Here is a 21,130-nt window from a genome sequence, read left to right on the forward strand (position 1 = left end):
GCTGATCAACCAATCTCGGCGTGGTCGGAGTCGGAGGTGCCGGCGAGGCCGAGCTGTCCGTCCAGGGCGGCGAACAGCTCGTCATCGGTGGCGGAGTCCAGGTCGAAGTCGTCGTCGGGGTCCGGGTGGGTGGCGCTCTCGTCGCCGCGCTGCCAGCGGCGCAGCAGCGCCTCCAGGCGGGTGGCGACCCGGGCCCGGCCGCCGTTCACCTCGGCGCGGCCCAGCAGCTCGTCGAGCCGGTCGACCTCGGCGAGCACGGTCGCCACCGGGTCCTCGGCGCGCGGGGTGAGCAGGTCACGGACCAGCGCGGCGACCGCCTCCGAGGTGGGGTGGTCGAAGACCAGCGTGGCCGGGAGGGTCACCCCGGTCGCCTGGTTGAGCCGGTTGCGCAGCTCGACCGCGGCGTTGGAGTCGAACCCCAGCTCCTTGAACGGCCGGTCCGGGGCGACCTCGTCGATCGACCCGTGCCCGAGGACCGCGGCGACGTGCGTCCGGACCAGGCGCAGCAGCATCCGGTCGCCGTCCCCGGCCGGCAGCCCGGCCAGGGTGTGCCGCAGGCCGGTCGGGTCGGCGGCCTCCTCGACCGGGCCGGCGGTCACCGCGCCGGTCCGGGCGCCCGGCTCGTGCGACATCCAGAAGCGGCGGCGGTCGAAGGCGTACGTCGGCAACGGCACCACCCGTCCGCCGGCCAGCAGCGGCGCCCAGTCCACCGGCACCCCGCGGGTCCAGGCGGCGGACACTCCGGCGAGCAGCTCCCGGACCTCCGGACGACTCCGGTGCTGCAGGTTCAGGAACGTGGCGGCGTCGCTGATCCGGCGGCCCAGCCCGGTCAGCGTGGCGTCCGGGCCGACCTCCAGGAACGTGCTGACGCCCCGGCCGAGCAGGTCGGTGACCACCTCGGCGAAGCGGACCGTGGCGCGTACGTGCCGGACCCAGTAGGCCGGGTCGGTGACCTCGGCGCCGACCGCGACGATCAGCGGGATGGCCGGCGGGGCGAAGGTGAGGCCGCGGACCACCTGCTCGAACTCGGCGAGCATCGGCTCCATCAGGTGCGAGTGGAACGCGTGCGAGGTGTTCAGCCGGGTGGCCTTCACCCCGAGTTCCGCGACGACCTCCTCGACTTTGTCCGAGATTCCCGACAGAACGCTTGAGGTAGGGCCGTTCACGGCGGCGATGTCCACGCCGTCGATCAGGTTGATCGCGCTTTCCGGTGCTTCCACCGCGACCATCACCCCGCCCGGCGGCAGCGCCTGCATCAAGCGGCCCCGTGCGGTCACCAGCTTCACCGCGTCGTGCAGTGAGAGGACACCGGCCACGTGCGCCGCGGCGATCTCCCCGATCGAGTGCCCGGCCAGGTAGTCGGGCCGGACGCCCCACGACTCCAGGAGCCGGTAGAGGGCGACCTCGAAGGCGAACACCGCGGGCTGGGTGTTGCCGGTCCGGGCCAGCTCCTCCGCGGACAGCTCCCAGGGCGCCGCAAGACCGGTCGCGTCGAACGCGGCGGCGAAGACCGGGAAGCGTTCGTACAGGTCACGACCCATGCCGGGGCGCTGCGAGCCCTGCCCGGTGAACAGCATCGCGGTCTGCCCGGAGGCCACCGCGCCGAAGATTCCGGTGCCGTCGGCCAGCCGGCGGCTGAGGTCCTCGGTGTCGTCGGCGAGCACGACCAGGCGGTGTTCCAGGGCAGCCCGGGTGTGGAACGAGGACCACGCGAGGTCGGCCAGGGAACCGGTCGCGGTGGCGGCGAGGCGGGCCGCCCCGCCGGCGACGGCTCCGGGCGTCCGTGCCGAGATCGCGACCGGGAGCGGTCCGGCCGTCTCGTCAACCACGGCGCTTGCCGGATTGACCGGACCCTGTTCGAGGATGACGTGCGCGTTCGTGCCGCTGAGCCCGAACGACGAGACCGCCGCCCGCCGCGGCCGGCCCACCTCGGGCCACGCGACCGGCTCGGTCACCAGCCGCACGTTCCCGGCGTCCCACTCGACCACCGGCGACGGCTCGTCGACGTGCAGGGTCTGCGGGACGATCCCGTGCCGCATGGCCTGGACCATCTTGATGATCCCGGCGACCCCGGCCGCGGCCTGGGTGTGCCCGATGTTCGATTTGACCGACCCGAGCAGCAGCGGAAGATCAAGATCACGACCTTGCCCGTACGTCGCCAGCAGGGCTTGCGCCTCGATCGGATCGCCCAGCACGGTGCCCGTGCCGTGCGCCTCGACCACGTCCACGTCGGCGGCGCGCAGTCGCGCCCCGGCCAGCGCGGCCCGGATCACCCGCTGCTGGGCCGGCCCGTTCGGCGCGGTCAGCCCGTTGCTGGCGCCGTCCTGGTTGACCGCCGAGCCGCGGACCACGGCGAGCACCTCGTGGCCGTTGCGCTCGGCGTCGGCGAGCCGTTCCAGCAGGAGCAGCCCGGCGCCCTCACCCCAGCCGGTGCCGTCGGCCGCGCCGGCGAACGACCGGCAGCGGCCGTCCGGGGACAGGCCGCGCTGCTCGCTGAAGTAGCAGAGCATCTCCGGGGTGGACATCACCGTCACGCCGCCGGCCAGCGCGAGCGAGCAGTCGCCGGCGCGCAGCGCCTGGATCGCCCAGTGCAGCGCGACCAGCGACGACGAGCAGGCGGTGTCGACCGTGACGGCCGGGCCCTCCAGGCCCAGCGCGTAGGAGACCCGGCCGGAGACGATGCTGCCGGCCGCTCCCCCGGCGTAGTCGTGGTACATCACGCCGGTGAAGACCCCGGTATCGCTGCCGCGCAGCGCGCTCGGGTCCAGCCCGGCCCGCTCCAGGGTCTCCCAGGCCACCTCCAGCAGCAGCCGCTGCTGCGGGTCCATGCCGACCGCCTCGCGCGGCGAGATCTCGAACAGCGCCGGGTCGAAGTCGGCGGCGTCGTAGAGGAACGCGCCGTGCCGGGTGTAGCTGCGTCCCGGCTTGCCCGGCTCCGGGTCGTAGATGCCGTCCAGGTCCCAGCCGCGGTCGGCGGGGAACTCGCCGACCGCGTCGGCCCCCTCGGCGACCAGCTGCCACAGGTCCTCCGGCGAGGCGACCCCACCCGGGAACCGGCAGGCCATGCTGACGATCGCGATGGTGTCGTCGGCGGTCGCCGCCGGTGCCGCCACGACCGGCGCGGGCGCCTGGGCGCCGAGCAGCTCGTCGCGCAGCAGCCGGGCGGTGGCGGCGGCGGTCGGGTGGTCGAAGACCAGCGTCGCCGGCAGCCGCAGCCCGGTCGCCGCGCTCAGCGCGTTGCGCAGCTCGACCGCGGTGAGCGAGTCGAAGCCCAGGTCGCTGTAGGGCCGCTCGGGGGCGATCGCGTCCGCCGAGGAGTGCGCGAGCACCGCGGCGACCTGCTCGCGGACCAGCTGCAGCAGCTGCCGGTCGCGGTCCGTCGCGGACAGCCCGCTCAGCCGGGTGACCAGCGTGTTCGCGGTGCCACCGGCGGCGGCGCGGGCCCGGGCGGGGCGCCCGGCGGAGAGGCCGCGCAGCAGCGCGGGCGGTTCGTCGGTACGCGACCGCAGCGCCGCCCGGTCCACCGGCAACGGCACCAGGTGCGGCGCGCCGCTGCCGACCGCCCGGTCGAACAGCTCCAGAGCCTCCGGCGTGCCCAGCGCGGGCAGGCCGAGCCGGCGCATCCGGTCCCGATCGGTGTCGGTCAGCTCGGCGGCCAGGCCGGAACCGGCGTCCCACAGCCCGTAGGCCAGCGCGGTCGCCGCCAGGCCGCGGCCGTGCCGGTGCGCGGCGAGCGCGTCGAGGAAGATGTTGGCCGCCGCGTAGTTGCCCTGCCCGGCCGCGAGGACCAGCCCGCCGGCCGAGGAGAGCAGCACGAACGCGCGGATCGGCAGGTCCTGGGTGAGCTCGTGCAGGTGCCAGGCGGCGTCCGCCTTGGGCGCCAGCACCGACCCGATCCGGGCCTCGTCGAGGTGCTCCAGCAGGGCGTTGTCGCCGACCCCGGCGGCGTGGACGATGCCGGTCAGGTCGGCGCCGATCGCGGCGATCAGCCCGGCCACGGCGGCCCGGTCGGCGACGTCGCAGGCGACGACGCGGACGGTGACGCCGGCCGCGGTGAGACGCTCGGCCAGCTCGGTCGCGCCCGGGGCGGCCGGGCCGCGGCGGCTGGTCAGGACCAGGCCGCGGACGCCCCGCTCGACCAGGTGCCCGGCGAGCAGCGCGCCGAGGCCGCCGGTGCCGCCGGTGATCAGCACGGTTCCGCCGGTCCACGGGTCGTCGCCGGTCGCGGTGACGCCGGCCGGCACCAGGCGGGGGGTGCGCAGCTCGCCGTCGCGCAGGGCCAGCTCCGGCTCGCCGGTGGCGATCGCCCGGGCCAGCAGGTCCGCGTCCAGCTCCTGGTCCGGGGCGGTGTCGGTGTCCAGCAGCACGATCCGGTCCGGGTGCTCGGCCTGGGCCGCCCGGACCAGGCCCCAGACCGGGGCGGTGGTGACGTCCACGTCGTCGGCCGGGGCGGCCGGGACCGCGTGGTGGGTGACCAGCACCAGCCGGGAGTCGGCGGCCTCCGGGCGGGCCAGCCAGCGCTGCACCAGGAGCAGGGTGTCGACGGTGGTCCCGCGGGTCCGGGCCGGCACGTCGCCGGTGGTTCGCGGCGCGATCGAGGCGACCACGGTCAGGTGGGTGCCGGCCGCGCCGATCAGGTCCAGGTCGTCCGGCTCGTAGATGTGCACGATCTCCGGCTGCGCTGCGGTGCCGGTTGCTCCGGGCGCGGCCGTCCGGGCGGCGGGGCCGGGGTTGGGGACGGCCGGCCAGGCGATGCTGAGCAGGGCGTCCTCGGTGGCCGGGGGTGGGGTCAGCCGCTCGGCGGTCAGCGGGCGGGAGACCAGCGCCTCGACGGTCAGCACCGGCCGGCCGGTGCCGTCCGTGACGAGCAGGGCGATCCGGTCGGCGGCCGGGTGGGTGATCCGGACCCGGGCCGCGGTGGCGCCGGCGGCGTGCAGGGTCACACCGGTCCAGGCGAACGGCAGCTCGGTGCCGTCGCCGTCGCCGGTGTCGCGCAGCAGTTCGGCGTGCATGGCCGCGTCCAGCAGCGCCGGGTGCAGGCCGAACGCGGTGGCGTCGGGGTGGGCCGGGGCCGGGAGCGCCACCTCGGCGTACAGGTCGTCGCCGAGCTGCCAGGCGGCGGTCAGCCCCTGGAAGACCGGGCCGTAGCCGTAGCCGCTCGCGCGCAGCCGGTCGTAGGCGTCCCCGGTGGCCAGCGCCACCGCGCCCGGCGGCGGCCAGGCGGTCAGGTCGCCGGGGGTGTCCGCGTCGTCGCCGGTCAGGGTGTCGGTCAGTTCGCCGCTGACGTGGCGGAGCCAGGGGGTGTCGTCGGAGGCCTGCTCGGGGCGGGACCAGATCTGGACCGGGCGGGCGCCGGCGGTGGTCTTCTCGCCCACCACCACCTGCAGCCGGACGCCGCCCCGGGCGGGCAGCACCAGCGGCGCCTCCTGGACCAGGTCGGCCAGGACCGGGCAGCCGGCCTCGTCGCCGGCGCGCAGGGCCAGGTCGACGTAGGCGGTGCCGGGCAGCAGGACCGAGCCGAGCACCTCGTGGTCGGCGAGCCAGGGCTGGGTGTCGAGGCCGATCCGGCCGGTGAGGGTCACACCGCCGGTATCCGGGTTCGGGATGACGGCGCCGAGCAGCGGGTGGTCCGGCCGGGTGAGACCGATGGCGGCCGGGTCGGTGCCGGCGGCGGTGGTGTCCGGCCAGAAGCGGCGGCGGTCGAAGGCGTAGGTGGGCAGCTCGATCCGGCGGGCGCCGGCCAGCAGCGGGGTCCAGTCGGGCTCGGCGCCGCGGGTCCAGGCGGTGGCCAGGCCGGCGAGCAGCTCCGGCTCCTCCGGGCGGATCCGGTGCTGCAGGGCGATGAACGTGGCGGTGTCGCTGATCTGCCGGCCGAGGCCGGTGAGGGTGGCGTCCGGGCCGGCCTCCAGGAACGTGGTCACGCCCCGACCGAGCAGGTCAGTGACGATGTCGTAGAAGCGGACGGTGTTGCGGACGTGCTCGACCCAGTAATCCGGATCGGTCACGTCACCACCGGCAGTGACTACCGGGATGGCCGGCGCGCGGTAGGAGATTTCCCGGGCGATTTGTCCAAACTCCGCCAGCATCGGCTCCATCAGGTGCGAGTGGAACGCGTGCGACGTCTTCAGCCGAGTGGCCTTGACGCCCAGCTTCGCGACCACCGCGTCGACCCGGTCCGAAATTCCCGACAAAACCGTCGAGGACGGGCCGTTCACCGCGGCGATGTCGACGCCGTCGATCAGCTCGATGGCGCTCTCCGGGGCGGCGACCGCGACCATCACCCCGCCCGTGGGCAGCGCCTGCATCAGGCGGCCGCGCGCGGAAACCAGCTTCACCGCGTCGTCGAGGGAGAAGACACCGGCCACGTGAGCTGCGGCGATCTCGCCGATCGAGTGGCCGGCCAGATAGTCGGGCTTGACGCCCCAGGACTCCAGGAGGCGGAACAGGGCTACCTCGAAGGCGAAGACCGCCACCTGCGTGTGGACCGTCTTGGCGAGCTCGGCTTCGTCCGTACCCCAAGCAATGTCTTTGATCTTTGAGCCGGCCGCATCGAAGGCCGCGGCAAAGACCGGGAAGCGCTGGTAGAGATCGTGACCCATGCCTAGTCGCTGGGAGCCCTGGCCGGCGAACAGGACCGCCAGGCGGCCGTCGGCGACCTCGCCGGTGACGACGCGGTCGCCGATGACTCCGGCGCGGTGCGGCAGGCGTGCCCGGCCGGTGAGCAGGGAGTAGGCGATGTCGGCGGGCGTGCCCGGGTGGTCCTGGATGCGGGTGATCTGGCCGTCGAGCGCCTCGGGCGTGCGGGCCGACACCAGCAGCGGCACCAGCCGGTCGGCGAGTTCGGCAGGGGCGGGCGCGGCGGCGGCAGGGGCGGGCGGGGCCTGCTCGAGGATCACGTGGGCGTTGGTGCCGCTGAGGCCGAAGGACGACACCGCGGCGCGGCGCGGGTGGTTCCGGTCCGGCCAGGCGATCGCCTCGGTGAGCAGGCGGACCTCGCCGGCCGCCCAGTCGACCATCGGGGACGGCTCGTCGACGTGCAGGGTGCGCGGCAGCGTCCCGTACCGCATCGCCTGGATCATCTTGATGATGCCGGCGACGCCGGCCGCGGCCTGGGTGTGCCCGATGTTCGACTTGATCGAGCCGAGCCAGAGCGGCTGGTCCGCCGCGCGCCCCCGGCCGTACGTGGCCAGCAGCGCCTGGGCCTCGATCGGGTCGCCGAGGGTGGTGCCGGTGCCGTGCGCCTCGACCGCGTCGACGTCGGTCGCGGCCAGTCCGGCGCCGGTCAGCGCGGCCCGGATGACCCGCTGCTGGGCGGGCCCGTTCGGGACGGTCAGGCCGCTGCTCGCGCCGTCCTGGTTGATCGCCGAGCCGCGGACCACGGCGAGCACCTCGTGCCCGAGCCGCTGGGCGTCGGAGAGCTTCTCGACGACGAGCACGCCGACGCCCTCGCCCCAGCCGGTGCCGTCGGCGCCACCGGCGAACGGCTTGCACCGGCCGTCCGGGGCCAGCCCGCGCTGCTCGCTGAACTCGACGAACGTGGTCGGCGTGGACATCACGGTGACGCCGCCGGCCAGCGCCAGCGAGCACTCGCCGCTGCGCAGCGACTGGATCGCCAGGTGCAGCGCGACCAGCGACGACGAGCAGGCGGTGTCGACCGTGACGGCCGGTCCCTCCAGGCCGAGCACGTAGGAGACGCGGCCGGAGACGATGCTGCCGGCCGAGCCCTCCGGGTAGTCGTGGTACATCACGCCGGCGAACATGCCGGTGCTGCTGCCACGCAGCCCGGACGGGTCGACGCCGGCCCGCTCCAGCGCCTCCCACGAGGTCTCCAGGAGCAGCCGCTGCTGCGGGTCCATCTCCAGGGCCTCGCGCGGCGAGATGCCGAACAGCTCGGCGTCGAAGTCGGCCGCGTCGTAGAGGAACGCGCCCTGCCGGGTGGAGCAGTGGCCGGGCTTGCCGGGCTCCGGGTCGTAGATGCCGTCCAGGTCCCAGCCCCGGTCGGCCGGCCAGTCGCCGACCCCGTCGCGACCGTCCAGGACGGCCGCCCAGAGCTGCTCGGGCGAGGTCATCCCGCCGGGGAAGCGGCAGGCCATGCCGACCACGGCGATCGGCTCGCTGCCGGCCGAGGCCAGCCGGTCGTTCTCGGCGCGCAGCCGCTCGTTGTCCCGCATCGACCGGCGCAGCGCCTCGACGATCTGATCCACAGACGTGTTCACGGCAGGTGCCGCCTTCCGGTCAGTTCGGTCCGCCGACGGCGAGCGCCGCGGCGACCAGGTCGTCAATGGCCATGTCGGAGATCGCGCCGGCGTCCGGCGCGGGCGTCGTGCTGTCCTGAGGCGCCAGCGCCAGCAGTGCGTCGAGCAGCCCGGCCGAGCGCAGCGTGCCGACCGGGATCGCCTCGATCAGGCGTTTCGCGGTCGCGTCGTCGACCGTGGGCAGCACCGGCGGGGCCAGCTCGGCGAGCAGGAACCGGGCCAGCAGCCACGGGCTGGGGTAGTCGAACATCAGGGTGGCGGGCAGCCGCAGCCCGGTCGCGGCGGCCAGCCGGTTGCGCAGTTCCAGGGCGCCGAGCGAGTCGAGGCCCAGGTCGGTGAAGCCCTTGCCGGCACCGATGCCGCGCGGGTCGTCGTGGCCCAGCACCGCGGCGGCGTGCCCGCAGACCAGGTCGAGCAGGACGGTCTCCTGCTCGTCGGCGGCGAGGGTGGCCAGGTGGCCGGTGAGGTCGTCGCCGCGGGCCGCGACCGGGGCGGTCACCGGCGCCGGGACCAGTCCGCGCAGTGCGGGCGGGACGGTGCCGGCTCGGCGCAGCGCCGGCAGGTCGAGGTCGAGCGCGACCGGGACCGGCTCGGCGCCGGCCAGCGCCGCGTCGAACAGGGCCAGGCCCCGCTCCGGGCCGAGCGGGCGGACGCCCGAGCGGCTCATCCGCCGCACGTCGGCGGCGGTCAGCTTGTCGTCCAGGCCGCCGGTGCCGGTCCACAGGCCCCAGGCGATCGAGGTGGCCGGCAGCCCGGCGGCGGCCCGGTCCCGGGCGAGCGCGTCGAGGTAGGCGTTGGCGGCGGCGTACGCGCCCTGGCCGGCCGCGTCGAGCAGCCCGGACGCCGAGGAGAAGAGCACGAACGCGGCCAGGTCCCGGGTCAGCTCGTGCAGGTGGCCGGCGGCGTCGACCTTGGGCCGGAGCACGGCGGCGAGCCGGTCCGGGGTGAGGCCGGTGAGCACGCCGTCGTCGAGCACGGCGGCGGTGTGCACGACGGCGGTCAGCGGACGACCGGCGGGCACCGAGGCGATCAGGGCGGCGACCGCGGCGCGGTCGGTGAGATCCACCGCGTACGGGGTGACGTCCGCGCCCCGCTCGGCCAGGTCGGCGACGAGCTCGGCGACGCCGGGTGCGGCAACACCGCGGCGGCTCGCCAGGACGAGGTGACGTACGCCGTACGCGGTGACCAGGTGCCGGGCGACCAGCGCGCCCAGGCCACCGCCACCGGTGATCAGCACGGTGCCCGCCGGGTCCAGGGTGACCGGCGTACCGGACGGCGGGGCGGGCGCCAGCCGGGGCACGGTCAGGGTGGTCCCGCGGATGGTGAGTTCGGGTTCGCCACTGGCGACGGCCGTGCCGAGCAGCTCGGCGGGCACGTCCCGCCCGCCGGTGTCGGCCAGCACGATCCGGCCCGGGTTCTCCGCCTGGGCGGCCCGGACCAGCCCGGCCGCCGGGGCCTGGGCCCGCGAGCCGTCGGTGGTGACCAGCAGCGTGCGGTCGCTGTTGCCGGCGTCGGCGAGCCAGCGTTGCAGCAGCTCCAGGGTTCGTACCGGGTCGGTGTCGGCCGCGGCCGCGGTGAACGGCACCGGGGCGGCCGGCGGGGTGATCGGGGTGGCCTCGACGCGGTAGAGCGGCGCGTGGGTCTCGCCGGTCGCGGCCGGACGGGACACCAGCGAGCCGACGGTCAGGACCGGGGCGCCGGCCGCGTCGGCGACGACCAGCGAGATGCTGTCGGCGGCGGTACGGACCAGCTTGACCCGGACCGCCGGGCCGGCCGAGCCGTGCAGCGTGACGTCGCTCCAGACGAACGGCATCATCGCCGGGGCGTCCGGGGCGTCGTCGAGCCCGTCCACGTGCATCGCCGCGTCCAGCAGCGCCGGGTGCACGCCGTAGCGGTGCGCGTCGGCGCGGTGCTCCTCGGGGAGCGCGACCTCGGCGAACCGCTCCTCGCCGCGCTGCCAGGCGGCGCGCAGTCCCTGGAAGGCCGGGCCGTAGTGGTGCCCGGCCGCGGCCAGGCGCTCGGCGAGGCCGGTCAGGTTCAGCGGGGTCGCGCCGGGCGCCGGCCAGACGCTGAGCACCGCCGGGGCGGTCGCCTCGGCCGGGGCGAGCGTGCCGTGCGCGTTGCGGATCCACGGCAGTTCCTCGCCGGAGGCGTCGGCCTGCCGGGAGAAGACCGCGACGCCGCGCCGCCCGCCCTCCGGCGGCCCGACCACCACGCGGATCGCGGCGCCGCCGGGCCCGGCGACCGGAAGCGGGGCCTCCTGGATCAGCTCGGCCAGGCGGGGCGTGTCGGTCACGGCCGCGGCGTGCAAGACCATTTCGAGGTACGCGGTACCGGGCAGGATCGCCGTGCCCCCGATGCCGTGGTCGGCGAGCCACGGCTGACCGGCCGGGTCGAGCCGCCCGGTGAGCACCGTGAGGTCCGCGCCCGGGACGGCGACCGCCGCGCTGAGCAGCGGGTGGTCCTGCCCGGTCAGGCCCATCGCGGCCGGGTCGGCGCCGGTGACCGGCGCGTCCTGCCAGTAGCGCTGGCGTTGGAAGGCGTAGGTGGGCAGGTCGATCCGGCGGCCGCCGGCCAGCAGCGGCGCCCAGTCGACCCCGGCGCCGCGGGTCCAGGCGGTGGCCAGCCCGGTCAGCAGCTGGAGCTCCTCGGGCTGCGTGCGGTGCTGCAGCGCGATGAACGTGGCGTCGTCGCTGATCTGCCGGCCCAGGCCGGTGAGCGTGGCGTCCGGGCCGGCCTCCAGGAACGTGTCGACGCCGCGGTCGAGCAGGCGGGTGACCACGTCGTGGAAGCGGACGGTGTTGCGCACGTGGCCGACCCAGTAGCCGGGGTCCAGCACGTCGCCGTCCGCGACCAGCACCGGGATCTGCGGGACGGCGAAGTCGATCTCCTGGACGACCTGCCGGAACTCGTCCAGCATCGGTTCCATCAGGTGCGAGTGGAACGCGTGCGAGGTGTTCAGCCGGGTGGCCTTGACGCCCAGCTTCGCGACCACCGCGTCGACCCGGTCCGAAATTCCCGACAAAACCGTGGAGGTCGGGCCGTTCACGGCGGCGATGTCGACGCCGTCGATCAGCTCGATGGCGCTCGCCGGGGCGGCGACGGCGACCATCACGCCACCGGCCGGCAGCGCCTGCATCAGGCGGCCACGCGCGGAAACCAGCTTCAGCGCGTCGTCGAGGGAGAAGACACCGGCCACGTGAGCCGCGGCGATCTCGCCGATCGAGTGGCCGGCCAGGTAGTCGGGCTTGACTCCCCACGACTCCAGGAGGCGGAACAGGGCTACCTCGAACGCGAAGATCGCGACCTGGGTGGTGGCGGTCCGGGCGAGCGCGTCCACGTCCGTACCCCAAGCAAGGTCTTTGATCTTTGAGCCGGCCTGGTCGAAGGCCGCGGCGAAGACCGGGAAGCGCTGGTAGAGGTCGCGGCCCATGCCCAGGCGCTGCGAGCCCTGGCCGGTGAAGAGGACCGCGAGTTTGCCGCCGGTGACCGCGCCGGTGATCCGGTCGTCGCCGAGCAGGACGCGGCGGTGCTCCAGGGCGGCGCGGGCGGTGAAGGAGGAGAAGGCGACGTCGAGGCGGTCGCCGGGAGCCGCGGCGAGGCGCGCGGTCTGGGCGTCGAGGGCCTCGGGGGTGTGCGCGGAGACCGCGATCGGGAGCGGGCCGGGGTGCGGCGCGCGCTCGGCCGGCGCGTCGGCCGGGGGCGCCTGCTCGACGATGACGTGGGCGTTCGTGCCGCTCAGGCCGAACGAGGAGATCGCGGCGCGGCGCGGGCGGTCGGCGGCCGGCCAGTCGACGGTCTCGGTGGCCAGCTCGATCCGGCCGGCCGACCAGTCGACGACCGGGGACGGCTCGTCGACGTGCAGGGTCTTCGGCACGACGCCGTGGCGCATCGCCTGGACCATCTTGATGATCCCGGCGACGCCGGCGGCGGCCTGGGTGTGCCCGAGGTTCGACTTGACCGAGCCGAGCAGCAGCGGGACCGACCGGTCCTGACCGTAGGTCGCGAGCAGCGCCTGCGCCTCGATCGGGTCGCCCAGCGTGGTGCCGGTGCCGTGCGCCTCGACCACGTCGACCTGGTCGGCGGTGAGCCGGGCGGCGGCCAGCGCGGCCCGGATCACCCGGCGCTGGGCCGGTCCGTTCGGCGCGGTCATGCCGTTGCTGGCGCCGTCCTGGTTGACCGCCGAGCCGCGGACCAGACCGAGGATGGTCCGGCCGTTGCGCTGGGCGTCGGAGAGCCGCTCCAGCAGCAGCAGGCCGGCGCCCTCGCCCCAGCCGGTGCCGTCGGCGGCGCCGGCGAACGCCTTGCAGCGGCCGTCCGGCGCGAGGCCGCGCTGCTCGCTGAAGTAGATCAGCATCTCCGGGGTGCTCATCACGGTGACCCCGCCGGCCAGCGCCAGGGTGACCTCGCCGGCGCGCAGCGCCTGGCAGGCCTCGTGCACCGCGACCAGCGACGACGAGCAGGCGGTGTCGATGCTCAGCGCCGGGCCCTCCAGCCCGAGGGTGTAGGCGACCCGGCCGGAGACCAGGCTGCCGGCGCTGCTGCCCGCGTAGTCGTGGTACATCACGCCGGCGTAGACGCCGGTCGCGGTGCCCAGCAGCGAGCGCGGGTCGATGCCGGCGCTCTCGCAGGTCTCCCAGGTGGTCTCCAGCAGCAGGCGCTGCTGCGGGTCCATGCCGAGCGCCTCGCGCGGCGAGATGCCGAAGAACGCCGGGTCGAAGTCGGCCGCGTCGTGCAGGAAGCCGCCGTCCCGGGCGTAGCTCTTCCCGGGCTTGCCGGGTTCCGCGTCGTAGAGGCCGACCAGATCCCAGCCGCGGTCGACCGGGAACGGGGTGACGGCGTCGCCGCCGTCGGCCACCAGCCGCCACAGCTGCTCCGGCGAGGAGACCCCGCCGGGGAACCGGCACGCCATGCCGACGATCGCGATCGGCTCGCAGCTCCGCGCCTCCAGCTCGCCGACCTGCCGGCGGGCCTCGCGGAGATCGACGGTGGCCCGCTTGAGATAGTCGAGGAGTCGTGCTTCTTCGCTCATCCCTGCCGCCTTGCCTCGAAGCAATTTCACATGAGCATTTCGAGGCTCAATCTAGGAATCGCGGCGGCCGGGACATCACCCCTGCGCGTCGGCTCGGACCCTTATCCGCTGGTGGTCGCGGGTGCGCCCGGCGGGAGTGGGGTTCGTAGGGGTACCACCCGGGTCAATGCGAGAGCTAGCTTTCGGTCGATCACTTCAGGGCTGCCGAAATCAATTCCTTTGTAAATCCGGAGGATCGTCATGCTGCGCTCGTTGCGTTCCACATCCGTACGATTGGCCGGCGCTTTCGTCGCGGTGGCGCTGGCCGCCGCGGCCGTTCCGCTGACCGAGGCCACGCCGGCCGCCGCCAACCCGCTGACCGACTGGACGATGAACGGTCACGACCTGCTGAACACGCGGGCCAACCTGCTGGAAACGAAGATCACGACGAAGACCGTGAGCCGGCTCAAGCCGAAGTGGAAGTTCACCACCCACGGAGACGTGTCGGCGACGCCGACGGTGGCCAAGGGCGCGGTCTACTTCCCGGACTGGGGCGGCTACCTCTACAAGGTCGACGCGGCCACCGGAGCGCAGGTCTGGTCGCACCAGATCTCCGACTACGACGGGGTGGCCGGCTCGATCTCCCGGACCGCCGTGGTCATCTCCGGCAACACCCTCTACCTGGGTACGCAGACCGGCGCGCGACTGCTCGCCGTCGACGCCACCACCGGCGCGCTGAAGTGGAGCACCCAGCTCGACCCGCACATCGCGGCGATCCTGACGATGTCGCCGATCGTCTACAACGGCGTCGTCTACGAGGGTGTGTCGTCCACCGAGGGCGAGATGTCGGCGTTCGACCCGACCTACAAGTGCTGCACGTTCCGCGGCAACTTCAACGCCGTCGACGCGACCACCGGCGCGGTGCTGTGGAAGCGCTACATGGTCCCGGACAACGGCGGCCAGCCGACCGGGTACGCCGGTGGCGCGATGTGGGGCACCCCGTCGATCGACCCGGTCCGCGGCACGGTCTTCGTGACCAGCGGCCAGAACTACCGCGTGCCGGACAGCGTCAACGCCTGCCAGACCGCCGGCGGCACCCCGCCGCAGTGCTACTCCCCGGACAACCACATCGACTCGATCCTGGCCCTGGACCTGAAGACCGGCGCGGTCAAGTGGGCGACCGGGGCGATGCGGTTCGACGCCTGGAACGCCTCGTGCATCCCCGGCCTGCCGCCGAACAACTGCCCGGCCAACCCCGGCTACGACTACGACTTCGGCGACGGGGCGCACCTGTTCGCGTACAAGGACGCCACCGGCAAGATCAAGGAAGCGGTCGGCGGCGGCGAGAAGAGCGGCGAGTACTGGGCGATGGACCCGGAGACCGGCGCGGTGCTGTGGAGCGCGGCGGCCGGCCCCGGCGGGCACGTCGGCGGGATCATGTGGGGCACGGCCTGGGACACCAAGCGGATCTACCTGGCCGAGGCGGACTTCTTCCACACGCCGTACACGCTGCCGAACGGCACCACGATCACCGGCAGCAGCTATGCCGCGCTGAACCCGAGCAACGGCCAGATCCTCTGGCAGGTGGCCGACCCGAACCCGGGCTTCGCGTGGGGGCCGCTGACCGTGGCCGCGGACGTGCTCTACGGCAGTGACACCAGCGGGCACATGTACGCGATGGACTCGGCGACCGGCAGCATCCTCTGGGACTTCGCGGCGCCGTACTCGTCGAACGCCGGCGCGGCCGTCGTCGACGGGGTCGTCTACTGGGGCAACGGCTACCAGAAGTTCGCCCTCGGGGCGGGCACCACGGGCAGCTTCACCACCGGAACGTTCTACGCCTTCTCGGTGGACGGCAAGTAAATCCCCTTCCGTCCGATTCATGCGGGGCCCGGCTGAGCCGGGCCCCGCACCCGTCGCTCTACCTGCGGAAAAGCCTTGTACTTTCGTTTCATACGGATGTCTTAGACGAGTAGGATCGCCGCCATGGGAAATCGAGAGGCTCTGCTGGAGGGCGCGAAACACTGCCTGTACGAGAAGGGCTACGCCCGCACCACGGCGCGCGACATCTCGACCGCCGCCGGCACCAGCCTGGCCGCCATCGGCTATCACTACCGCTCGACCGAGGCCCTGCTCAACGCCGCCCTGTTCCAGATCATGCAGGAGTGGGGCGACGAGATGTCGAAGGCGCTGGCCGCCGACGACCTGGCCGACGCCGGCCCGCTGGAGCGCTTCGAGGCGGTCTGGGTGCGGATCATCGAGTCGTTCCAGGCGCACCGCGCGCTGTGGGCGATGCAGCTCGAGGCGCTGACCCAGAGCCAGCACCAGACCGAGGTCCGCGACCAGCTCGCCGGCGGGCTGGCGGCGGCGCGGCTGGGGCTGGCCGAGCTGTTCGACGTCTCGCCGATCCCGGCCACACCGGCGGAGACGGTCGCGGTGGGCACGTTTCACCAGGCGCTGCTGACCGGTGTCCTGACCCAGTGGCTGATCGACCCGGAGCAGGCGCCGTCGGCGGCGGACCTGACCGCCGCGCTGCGCCGGATGGCGACCACGATCGCCCCGGCCGCGCCCTGACCCATTCGGTCACCCGCCTTTGCCGCGCCGGATCGGGCGGAAGAATCAATTCTGACGCCGACCGGTCACCAATCCGGAAAGGCCGCCCCGCCGCCGGATCCGGTCCCGTGTTTTCGCCGGGCCGAGCGGCCCGCGTCCCCGGCGGCCGGGCTTCGTGCCGGGCGGGCGTCGCGCGGGCGGCGTTGGCAGCAAGTTCACAGGGAGCGACTGAGAGCGCTCCCATATGACCGGGAGTAGTCGCGTAGCTGCATAAAGAGGTTGCAGCGCAGTAAATTTCGCCCCGCGGTGTTGACCACCAAGGACAAAGGGCAGATCCTATTCCGGCGATCATGGAGGATCGGCCCCATTCCCCCGGGGCCGCATTTCGCGCTGTTCCGCCTCTCGACTTTGCATCACCACGTAACGGTATTTCCGTAGTGAATTCGACTTTGCCTGCCGGCCGTGACCGCGCCCGGGCCGGCAGTCGACAGAGGAGCTGATCGCTTGTCCGTCCACGCTGAGGACGCCGAGCAGTCCGAGCCGGTCGGGGACAACCCGCCCGAGCCCAGCGCCGGTCCCACGGACCGGGCGACTCGGCGTCGCCGGACCGGCGGCACCATCCGCCAGCGCGTGGTCCGCACCCTGGCCCTACCCGTCGCGACCACCCTGGTGCTGCTCACCATCGTGGCGGTCAGCGAGATCGACAACTACCGTACGGCCGCCGCGACCGCGCACGCCGTCACCCTCGACCTCGCGGTCCAGGAACTGGTCCAGGGGTTGCAGACCGAACGTGGCCTGGCGGCAGGCCTGCTCGGCGGCAACGACGCGTTCAGCACCGAGCTGCAGCGCGCCCGCAACCAGGTCGACCTGCGCCGCGGCGAGGTGGAGCGGCTGACCACCGGCGGCGGTACGGTCGCCGACCGGGTCTCCGTCGCGGTCCAGGCGCTGGACGGCCTGACCAGCGTCCGGGCCGGCACCGACACCGGCTCCGGCAAGCAGGTCGCCACCGTCGGCTACTACACCGCGCGGATCGCCGACCTCGGCAACCTCGACTTCGACCTGGACAGCACCGGCGACGCCGAGCTGCGCCAGGGCGCGGCCGCGCTGGAGTCGCTCGGCGCGGTCAAGGAGGCCACCGCCCAGGAGCGGGCGTTCCTCAACGGGGTCTTCTCCGCCAGCGGTTTCAAGCGGGGCGAGTTCCTCCAGTTCGTGACCATGCGGGCGACCCGGGACGCGTCGCTGACCGCCTTCGACCGCTACGCCGACCAGGCCGCGAAACAGGGCCGCGACTACACCATGGACACCGGTGCGGCGCGCGAGGCGGCCTACTTCGAGCGGCTCGCGCTGCTCTCCGGCGACGGCAAGTATCTCCAGGTCAACCCGCAGTCCTGGTGGTCCGCGCAGACCACCGTGCTGGACGACATGCTGCAGTTGCAGCACCACGTCGGCTCGGTCATCACGGCGCGCGCCGCGGCGCTGAAGGACGACGCCTCGACCCGGATGGGCGTGCTGCTCGGCGCCGTGCTGCTCTGCCTGGCCGGCTCGGTCTGGCTCGCCACGGTCGCCTCGAAGTCGGTGGCCCGGCCGCTGGCGCTGCTGGCCGGCGAGGCCAACCAGCTGGCCAGCACCCAGCTGCCGGAGGCGGTGCAGCGGGCCTCGGCCGGCACCGCCACCGAGGCGCCACCACCGGTGCTCGTGCCCCGCGGCTCCAGCGACGAGGTCCTGCTGGTGGCCGACGCGTTCGACCGGGTGCAGGAGACGGCGTACGCGCTCGCCACCGAGCAGGCGGTGCTGCGCCGGACCACCGCCGAGTCGCTGGCCAACCTGGGCCGGCGCAACCAGAACCTGCTCCGCCGCCAGCTCGCCTTCATCACCAAGCTGGAGCGGGAGGAGGCCAGCCCGACCGGCCTGGCGAACCTCTTCGAGCTCGACCACCTGGCCACCCGCATGCGCCGGAACGCGGAGAGCCTGCTGGTCCTGGTCGGCGCGGCGAGCCCGCGGCAGCTCTCCGAGCCGCTGATGGTCCCGGACGTGATCCGCGCCGCGGTCTCCGAGGTCGAGGAGTACCGCCGGGTCACGCTGCGCCGGGTGGACGACGTGCTGGTGGCCGGCTCCACGGTCAGCGGCATCGCGCACATGCTCGCCGAGCTGATCGAGAACGGCCTGTCGTTCTCCCCGCCGGACATGGACGTGGAGATCCACGGCCGCCGGATCGGCACCGGCTACCTGATCGCGGTCACCGACCAGGGCGTCGGGATGACCCCGGAGGAGATGCAGCGGGCCAACGCGCGACTGCGCGGCGAGGGTGACTTCATCACCGCGCCGGCCCGGTTCCTCGGCCACTACGTGGTCGGCCGGCTGGCCCAGCAGATGGGCATCGAGGTCCAGCTCACCCCGTCGCCGGTGACCGGCGTGACGGCCCGGATCACGCTGCCCGCCGAGATCCTGACCGACCAGCCGGCGGTCACCGCGGGCCGGCCGGCCCGGTCGCCGGCCCGGCAGGTCACCGCCACGGTCGAACCGGCCCGCCCGCAGCGGCGGCTCACCGCCGAGCAGGCCCCCGCCGCGGCCGTGACCAGCACGGTCGCCACCGCCGACCGGACCCTCACGGCAACCGCCATCGAGTACGTGGTGGTCGACGACACCGTGCCCGGCCCGTCCGGCGACGACGCCCCGCGGACTCCGAACGGCCTGCGCAAGCGCATCCCCCGCGCGCAGCGTGGCCAGCCACGGGCGGACGCGCCCAGCACCGCGCCGGTGGAGCGCCCGGCCCCGATCAGCGACTCGCCGGAGGCGGTGCGGGACCGGCTCAACGCGCTACGCGGTGGCATTCAGCGTGGTAACGCCGAAACAGCGGGGTTGTCGTGACCGGTACCCCGAAATGGCCCCTTGGCAGCAACCTGGAAAGAAGAATGATGAGCGTTGACACCTCGGCGGACCGGCACCAGTTCAATTGGCTGCTCGGCAACTTCGTACACCAGACGGACGGTGTGCGTGACGCCGTCGCGGTGTCCTCGGACGGGCTGCTGATCGCCAGCTCGGACGGGCTGAACCGGGCCGAGGCGGACCAACTGGCCGCCATCGTCTCCAGCCTGGCCAGCCTGGCCCGCAGCGCGTCGCGCAAGTACGACTTCGACGGCCTGAAACTCATCATGATCGAGATGCACCGGGGCTTCCTGCTGGTGTCGGTCATCTCCGGTGGCAGCGTCCTCGGCGTGGTGGCCGGCAGCGAGTCCGATCTCGGCCTGGTCGGCTACGAGATCTCGCTGCTCGCCGACCGCTTCGGCGGCCTGCTCACGCCGGCGTTGATCGCAGAGTCCCGGCAACACCTACCGCGATGAGCGGGACCAATTGGGACGCCGAGCCCGGGGCGTTGCCGTATGCGGGTAGCCGGTCGTCCGGGCTGCACTCCGGCGAGCTGGACGAGGATCCGGTGATCCGCCCGTTCATGCTCACCAACGGGCGCACCCAGCCGATGCAGGACGGCCTGCGGGTCGAGACGCTGCTGCGCGCGGCCCCGGCCGCGCTGTCGGCCCCGCTGCGCTTCGAGTCGCGGCGCATCGTCGAGCTCGCGCAGTCCCCACGGTCGGTCGCGGACCTGTCGGTGGCGCTGCGCGCGCCGCTCGGCGTGGTCCGGGTGATCGTGGCCGATCTGATCACTCAAGGATTCCTCGCCGTGGAACAACAGCCCGAGGAGCTCTCCACCAGTTTGATCGAAAGGATCAGGGATCGTGTCCGGGCGCTCTAGCGAGCCGTCGGCAGCGCACCCCATCGCTGTCAAGATCGTCATCAGCGGCGGTTTCGGGGTCGGCAAGACCACTTTCGTGGGTGCCATCTCCGAGATCGAACCGCTGGTCACCGAGGCCGAGATGACGGAGAAGTCGATCGGTATCGACGACACGTCCGCGGTCTCCGAGAAGACCACCACCACGGTCGCCCTCGACTTCGGCCGGATCACCCTCGACGACGCGCTGCTGCTCTACCTGTTCGGCACGCCCGGGCAGGACCGCTTCGCGTTCCTCTGGGACGACCTGGTCACCGGCGCGCTCGGCGCGATCGTGCTGGTCGACACGCGGCGGATCGAGGACTCCTTCCCCGCGATCGACTACTTCGAGGAGCACGAGATCCCGTTCATCATCGGCGTCAACCGGTTCACCGGCGCGCAACGCTTCTCCCCCGACGAGGTCCGCGACGCGCTGGGCGTCAGCGCGGGCATCCCGATGGTGGAGTGCGACGCCCGCGACCGCGAGTCGGTGAAGAACGTGCTGGTCTCGCTCACCGAGGAGGTGCTCGCCAAGCGCGCGGGCCGGGCCCGGGCGGAGTCGACGTGGTGAGGCGCGGGCTCGCCCGGGCGCTGGCCGTGCTCGGCCTCGCGGCGCTGGCCGGCTGCTCGGGCACCGAGGCGGCGATCACCCCACCGCCCGGGGCACCCGCCCAGGCCAGCTGCGGCAAGGTCAACATCGCGGTCAACCCCTGGTCCGGGTACGCCGCCGACGCCGCCGTCGTCGGATACCTGCTCAAGACGGAGCTCGGCTGTCAGGTGGTGGCCACCCAGCTGAGCGAGACCACCTCGTGGGCGGGCCTGTCCGACGGCAGTGTCGACGTGATCCTGGAGAACTGGGGCCACGACGACCTGAAGCGCAAGTACATCGACGGCCAGAAGGTCGCCGTCGAGATGGGCCTGACCGGCAACAAGGGCATCATCGGCTGGTACGTCCCGCCGTGGATGGCCGAGGAGTACCCGGACATCACCGACTGGACCAAGCTCAACGACCGGGTCGAGCTGTTCCGGACGGCGAAGTCCGGCGACAAGGGACAGTTCCTGGCCGGTGACCCGTCGTTCGTCACCAACGACACCGCGCTGATCACGAACCTCAAGCTGGACTACACCATGGTCTACGCCGGCAGCGAGGACAAGCTGATCGCCGCGTTCCGGCAGGCGCAGAAGAACAAGACGCCGCTGCTCGGCTACTTCTACGAGCCGCAGTGGCTGCTGACCGACGTCAAGCTGGTGCACGTCCCGCTGCCGAGGTACACCCCCGGCTGCGACAGCGTCCCGGACAAGATCGCGTGCGACTACCAGCCGTACGACCTCGACAAGATCGGCCGGAAGGCGTTCGTCGACTCGGGCTCGCCGGCGGCCGGTTTCATCCGGAACTGGACCTGGACCAACGCCGACCAGAACGAGGTCGCCCGGGACATGACCCAGAACCACCTGTCCGCCGAGGACGCCGCCAAGAAGTGGGCCGAGGCGCACCGCACCACCTGGGAGACCTGGCTCGACTGAGCGGACCGACGGGAAGGCCGGGTG

General features: G+C 73.4%; 9 protein-coding genes. 7 read left to right on the plus strand and 2 right to left on the minus strand.

The window, feature by feature from the left end:
• Positions 1–5: 5 nt before the first annotated feature.
• Entirely contained in the window at positions 6–8,216 is an 8,211-nt protein-coding gene (locus tag L3i22_RS41540; protein WP_221322917.1) for a type I polyketide synthase, read from the minus strand.
• A gap of 19 nt (positions 8,217–8,235) precedes the next feature.
• Positions 8,236–13,317 (minus strand): SDR family NAD(P)-dependent oxidoreductase, encoded by a 5,082-nt coding sequence (locus L3i22_RS41545; RefSeq protein ID WP_370644288.1) that lies wholly within the window; start codon positions 13,315–13,317, stop codon positions 8,236–8,238.
• Between the two features lie 222 nt (positions 13,318–13,539).
• Between L3i22_RS41545 and L3i22_RS41550 the strand changes: the two genes are divergently transcribed.
• The 7 genes from L3i22_RS41550 to L3i22_RS41580 all read left to right on the plus strand — a co-directional run bounded on the left by L3i22_RS41550 (position 13,540) and on the right by L3i22_RS41580 (position 21,106).
• Positions 13,540–15,129 carry a PQQ-binding-like beta-propeller repeat protein gene (locus L3i22_RS41550; protein WP_221322919.1) on the plus strand — a complete coding sequence of 530 codons (1,590 nt, stop codon included), beginning with the start codon at positions 13,540–13,542 and terminating at the stop codon, positions 15,127–15,129.
• 123 nt (positions 15,130–15,252) lie between these two features.
• Complete coding sequence (locus L3i22_RS41555) at positions 15,253–15,840, plus strand: TetR/AcrR family transcriptional regulator (RefSeq protein WP_221322920.1); 588 nt, start codon at positions 15,253–15,255, stop codon at positions 15,838–15,840.
• Positions 15,841–16,323: 483 nt separating this feature from the next.
• Complete coding sequence (locus L3i22_RS41560; protein ID WP_221322921.1) at positions 16,324–18,687, plus strand: nitrate- and nitrite sensing domain-containing protein; 2,364 nt, start codon at positions 16,324–16,326, stop codon at positions 18,685–18,687.
• Positions 18,688–18,734: 47 nt separating this feature from the next.
• Positions 18,735–19,160 carry a roadblock/LC7 domain-containing protein gene (locus L3i22_RS41565; RefSeq protein WP_221322922.1) on the plus strand — a complete coding sequence of 142 codons (426 nt, stop codon included), beginning with the start codon at positions 18,735–18,737 and terminating at the stop codon, positions 19,158–19,160.
• Entirely contained in the window at positions 19,157–19,567 is a 411-nt protein-coding gene (locus L3i22_RS41570) for a DUF742 domain-containing protein (protein ID WP_221322923.1), read from the plus strand. The genes L3i22_RS41565 and L3i22_RS41570 overlap by 4 nt, the downstream gene beginning before the upstream one ends.
• Positions 19,551–20,153 carry an ATP/GTP-binding protein gene (locus tag L3i22_RS41575; protein ID WP_221322924.1) on the plus strand — a complete coding sequence of 201 codons (603 nt, stop codon included), beginning with the start codon at positions 19,551–19,553 and terminating at the stop codon, positions 20,151–20,153. The genes L3i22_RS41570 and L3i22_RS41575 overlap by 17 nt, the downstream gene beginning before the upstream one ends.
• Complete coding sequence (locus tag L3i22_RS41580) at positions 20,147–21,106, plus strand: ABC transporter substrate-binding protein (protein ID WP_221322925.1); 960 nt, start codon at positions 20,147–20,149, stop codon at positions 21,104–21,106. Before L3i22_RS41575 ends, L3i22_RS41580 begins: the two co-directional genes overlap by 7 nt.
• The last annotated feature ends 24 nt before the right edge of the window (positions 21,107–21,130 follow it).

The sequence above is a fragment of the Actinoplanes sp. L3-i22 genome, assembly GCF_019704555.1.
Taxonomy (GTDB): Bacteria; Actinomycetota; Actinomycetes; order Mycobacteriales; family Micromonosporaceae; genus Actinoplanes.